The organism is Nostoc sp. (assembly GCF_035638895.1).
Lineage (GTDB): Bacteria > Cyanobacteriota > Cyanobacteriia > Cyanobacteriales > Nostocaceae > Nostoc.
Window position 1 is genome coordinate 1 of sequence record NZ_DASQZC010000551.1, and the last position, 4,418, is coordinate 4,418.

Genomic DNA, 4,418 nt, shown 5'->3' on the forward strand with positions numbered 1-4,418 from the left:
ACATGGCAGGGCAACTGCACGAATCGTTTACTGCCCTAGAGAAAAGCAAGGAAGAACTAGAAGATCGGGTAGAAGAGCGTACCACTGAACTCAAAAATGCATTAGGGGAATTGCAGCGCACTCAATCTCAAGTTATTCAAAGTGAAAAAATGTCTAGTCTGGGACAACTAGTTGCTGGAGTTGCACACGAAATTAATAATCCAGTCAACTTTATTCATGGCAACCTCGTCCATGTGCAGGAATATACTCAGGATTTATTAGCACTTGTGCAGTTGTATCAGCAGCATGATTCTAACCCTGCTTCGGAAATTCAAACTGCTGTTGAAGACATGGATCTGGAGTTTTTGCAAGAAGACTTGCCGAAAATGTTGTCTTCTATGAAAGTGGGCACCGATCGCATCCGCCAAATTGTACTGTCGCTGCGGAATTTCTCCCGCATGGACGAAGCGGAATTTAAAAGCGTCGATATTCATGAAGGCATCGACAGTACTCTAATGATTTTGCAACACCGCCTCAAAGCTAAACCAGAACAACCTGAAATTGAGGTGATCAAAGACTATGACAATGTACCCCTAATAGAATGCTATGCCGGACAACTCAACCAGGTGTTTATGAATATTTTAGTGAATGCGATTGATGCATTAGAAGAAAGCAATGCTTTGCGTACTTATCAGGAGATAGAAGACAATCCCAGTAGAATCAAGATTCGGACATCGGTAGTTAATTCAACCTGGGTAGAAGTGGCGATCGCTGATAACGGAGTCGGTATTTCCAAAGAATTTCAGCAACGAATATTCGATCCCTTTTTCACTACCAAACCCATTGGCAAAGGAACTGGAATGGGTATGTCTATCAGCTACCAAATTATTACAGAAAAACATGGCGGCAAACTGGAGTGCTTCTCAAATCCTGGAGAAGGAACTGAGTTTATCATTCAAGTTCCTCTCCGGTCAAAGGTTTATGGAGTGATTTAACTTAATACTAAATACAAATTTGGAATTGCTAAATTATCTAGCTATTATTACGGTAGCTAATCACTAATTAAAAATATATTATACGTAAAATTGGTGGTTAAAACCAGCAGTCCTATTTGTTAAGGAACTTATGCAGATAAATCAGGTGATTGAAACCTACGATCAAGGTGCAGTGGATTATGACGCAATTATGAAGCGTTACTGGCACATTGAGCGCGAACCTCTAATTGCTTCTTTGCAGCTTAAGCCAGGACAAACCGTACTAGATGCTGCGGTAGGAACAGGTCTTAACCTTTCAGCGTATCCTGAAGGCGTGTATGTCGTCGGTGTTGATCTCTCTGAAAAGATGCTGGACGAAGCACGTAAAAAGCACGTATCCGCAGACATCACCTTCAAGGTATCAGATATGTGCAAACTTGATTTTCCTGATAATAGCTTTGATGCCGCAGCGTCGGGATTTACCCTCTGTGTCGTTAAAGATCCAGTTCTTGCTCTTGAGGAGATCCTACGAGTTACCAAGCCTGGGGCATTTATTGCCATTCTCGATTACTGCAAATCACAAGATCCAGAGATTCAAAAATGGCAAGAATTAATATCTGATAGTACTTCACAGCTAGGCTTCCCGACCGGTAAGATCAAGTGGGATGCATTGATGGATTATGACGAATTAATTTATAACAGTAAGCTTCCCATTGAAGTGCTTGTGGACGATCGCACAGACAGTCCAAACCCATTTTTATGTGGTTGTCAATTACTGTTAAAAAATTCAAAAATTTAAAAGCAATAGGATCGCACTCATTGAACAAGAGTGCGATATCTACGACAACCCGGATCACAATTTGTTTTGAAACAGTTCTAAAATATGTTGCCAAGCATCAGGGGCAGCTTCAGGATTGTAACTTGGGTGTTGTTCCATAAATGGGTACTTGTCTTTGAAAAATCCGGCGAAGAATCCATGTCCAGCATCGTATCGAAATACACGATGCTTTATTTGATGTTTCTTTAATTCTGCTTCAATTTGCTCGTTTTCTTCCTGAGAAACTAATGTATCTCTTGTACCAAAAAATGCATAGATAGTACCTTGAATTTCCGAAGTACGATTAATAGTTGGAGTCTCTTCACCATAACTAGAAGTGGTAATTCCACCACCATAGAATGAAGCTGTTGCTTTGATATCGGGTAAAGTTGCAGCTATGTAAGCAACATGACCGCCAAAACAGAAACCAATGACACCGATCGCATTATCTTTGACATTGGGTAAAGTTTTGAGGTAAGCGATAGCAGCTCGAATATCGCTGAAAATTTCTTGATACTTTACTTGTTGATAATATTCCAAGCCAAGGCGATATGCTTCTGGACTAAACCCAACATCTTCTGGACTAAAGTCAGCCTCAAAACCGGGAGCAATACGTTGATACATCGCTGGAGCTATGGCTACGTATCCTTGTTTGGCAATTAATTCTGTAATATCTCGAATATTACTATTGATTCCAAAAATTTCTGGAAAGACTATAATCGCGCCAAAAGTGCCGTTTTGTGCTGGTTGAGCTAAGTAAGCATCGATTTCTAAGTCATCGTTGGGTACTTTGACATAAGAGGTGTTAATTTCTATGTTTGTTGTTTGTAGCATCTTTATTTGGGCTGATTTTATACCAACTCATTTATTTTGACTGGTTTTCGACACAGACGGGCACAAACATCAGAAGTATTGCTCTCCTCACCTCAACTATGACTTTACAGCTATGAGCAGATCAAAGAAATTTCTAACTTTTGAATAGATACCATCTCAAACTTCTGGAAGATTACAAGGGTTTTTGATTTGTGCGACCTTACATAAAGTAAGCATAAAGACTCAAAATTAATAATCAGAAGAAAAAACAATGCCAGATCAAAGTTTTAGAACAAATATTCCAGAAGTTGACCCAACAGAGATTGAGGATACTCGAACTGCGATCGCTGATGAACATCACTCCTTTCTTGAAAAGGTCATGGTTAGAAGCGGATTTGCGGATTTGTATGACGCAAGAGACTTTACTGAAGTTGTGTATCGCGTTATGCGTGACTTAATGACCACGGACACAATTGATCGCGTCGAGTCAGAACTGCATACAGAGGCAGTACCTACAGATGAAAAAGCACTCCAGTTAGAAGTGGCTGAACTCTGGAAAGACACTAATCCTGTTGTGAGATTTATAAGTCGAATCCGTCAACCTTTAACAGGCCCGGCTCCCCTTGGAATTGACTCTAATCTATTTCTCACGCGGGTTGCTAATGAAGGAGGGGTTCCAGGAACAGTTGACGCAGAACAAGCAGTTAAAGCGGTATTTTCTGCCACGAAAGACCAACTTTCACAAGAACGGATTCAGGAAATTGCTGGCTGTCTCCCAGACCGTATCCGTGAACTTTGGGAGCAAGCTTAATTACAAGTATTAAAAAAGTCAAGCCTGTTTGCGAGTAACGATCGCAAACAGGCTTTTTAAATAGGTTTAGCCTACAGCAAATTCTGTATACTGCCCGTCATCTTCCAAAGCAATCCGGTAGTTAATAAATTGTCCAATTGCAGTATGAAACTCAGAAATATCGCGCAGTCTTTTGTATAAAAAAGAATATATAGACCGGGAGATTATATCACCTCACAAGTAAATCTGTGACAAAATAATATTGTTGTTTTATAGCTAATGCGATCGCCTCCGGCGGACTAAGCTGTTGCACATTTAAATTGCATATACTGGGCGGGCAAGATGCCCACCCCACAAGAGTTATATTTAATTCGATTATGCAAATTAGATGTTTTTTAGCTTATGCCAACACTTACGACCTATGATTTATACTAATTATGCCTTATAGTCAGTTTACAACTATCAGTAAAGTTAAAGAAGCTTTCGGGTTAAAAACGCAGGAAGGTGGGCGATTTATTCCTGCCATTGAACCAATTGAAGCATCTGCTACACTGACGGCATATCTTGAAGAAAGTCTGTCGCTTGCTTCTTCGGCAAGTGAAAAAGCACGTTCAGAAGGAATTATTTACCCAGTATTATTAGAAGTTAGACGAATATTAAATCGCCAAATTAGCTTATTCTCTGGAGAAGATTTCACAGTTGATGAGGCAGTTGGACTTAATGGGATGTGTGATTTCCTTTTGAGCCGTTCGCCGGAAGTGCTAGAAATTGAAGCACCTGCAATTATAATTTTGGAAGCAAAAAAAGCTGATTTAAGAACAGGGTTTGGACAATGTATTGCAGAAATGGTTGCAGCACAAAGATTCAACGCCGCAAAAAATCGTCCAGTTGCCGTAATCTATGGTTCTATTAGCAGTGGTACACAATGGCGATTCCTGAAGCTGGAGGATAATATTGTCACCATCGACTTGACGGATTATCCCCTTCCACCTGTAGAACAAATTCTCGGATTTTTAGTTTGGATGGTTCAAAACAGTTGATAGAT

The 4,418-nt window shown here is 40.1% G+C and carries 5 protein-coding genes; 4 read left to right on the forward strand and 1 reads right to left on the reverse strand.

The window, feature by feature from the left end; genetic code table 11:
- Positions 1-974 (forward strand): sensor histidine kinase (locus VE944_RS27105; RefSeq protein ID WP_324984561.1); only part of this gene is annotated, 974 nt, incomplete at its 5' end.
- A 130-nt stretch (positions 975-1,104) separates the two neighbouring features.
- On the forward strand, positions 1,105-1,752 hold the full coding sequence (locus VE944_RS27110; RefSeq protein ID WP_324984564.1) for a class I SAM-dependent methyltransferase: 648 nt from the start codon (positions 1,105-1,107) through the stop codon (positions 1,750-1,752).
- Positions 1,753-1,806: 54 nt separating this feature from the next.
- Here the strand turns inward: VE944_RS27110 and VE944_RS27115 are convergent, their stop codons facing one another.
- Positions 1,807-2,604, reverse strand: coding sequence for a dienelactone hydrolase family protein (locus VE944_RS27115; protein ID WP_324984567.1), 798 nt, complete (start codon positions 2,602-2,604; stop codon positions 1,807-1,809).
- Between the two features lie 250 nt (positions 2,605-2,854).
- Here VE944_RS27115 and VE944_RS27120 point away from each other — a divergent pair, with 250 nt between their 5' ends.
- Complete coding sequence (locus tag VE944_RS27120) at positions 2,855-3,394, forward strand: DUF2267 domain-containing protein (protein WP_324984570.1); 540 nt, start codon at positions 2,855-2,857, stop codon at positions 3,392-3,394.
- Between the two features lie 416 nt (positions 3,395-3,810).
- On the forward strand, positions 3,811-4,413 hold the full coding sequence (locus tag VE944_RS27125) for a hypothetical protein (RefSeq protein ID WP_324984573.1): 603 nt from the start codon (positions 3,811-3,813) through the stop codon (positions 4,411-4,413).
- Positions 4,414-4,418: the final 5 nt, after the last annotated feature.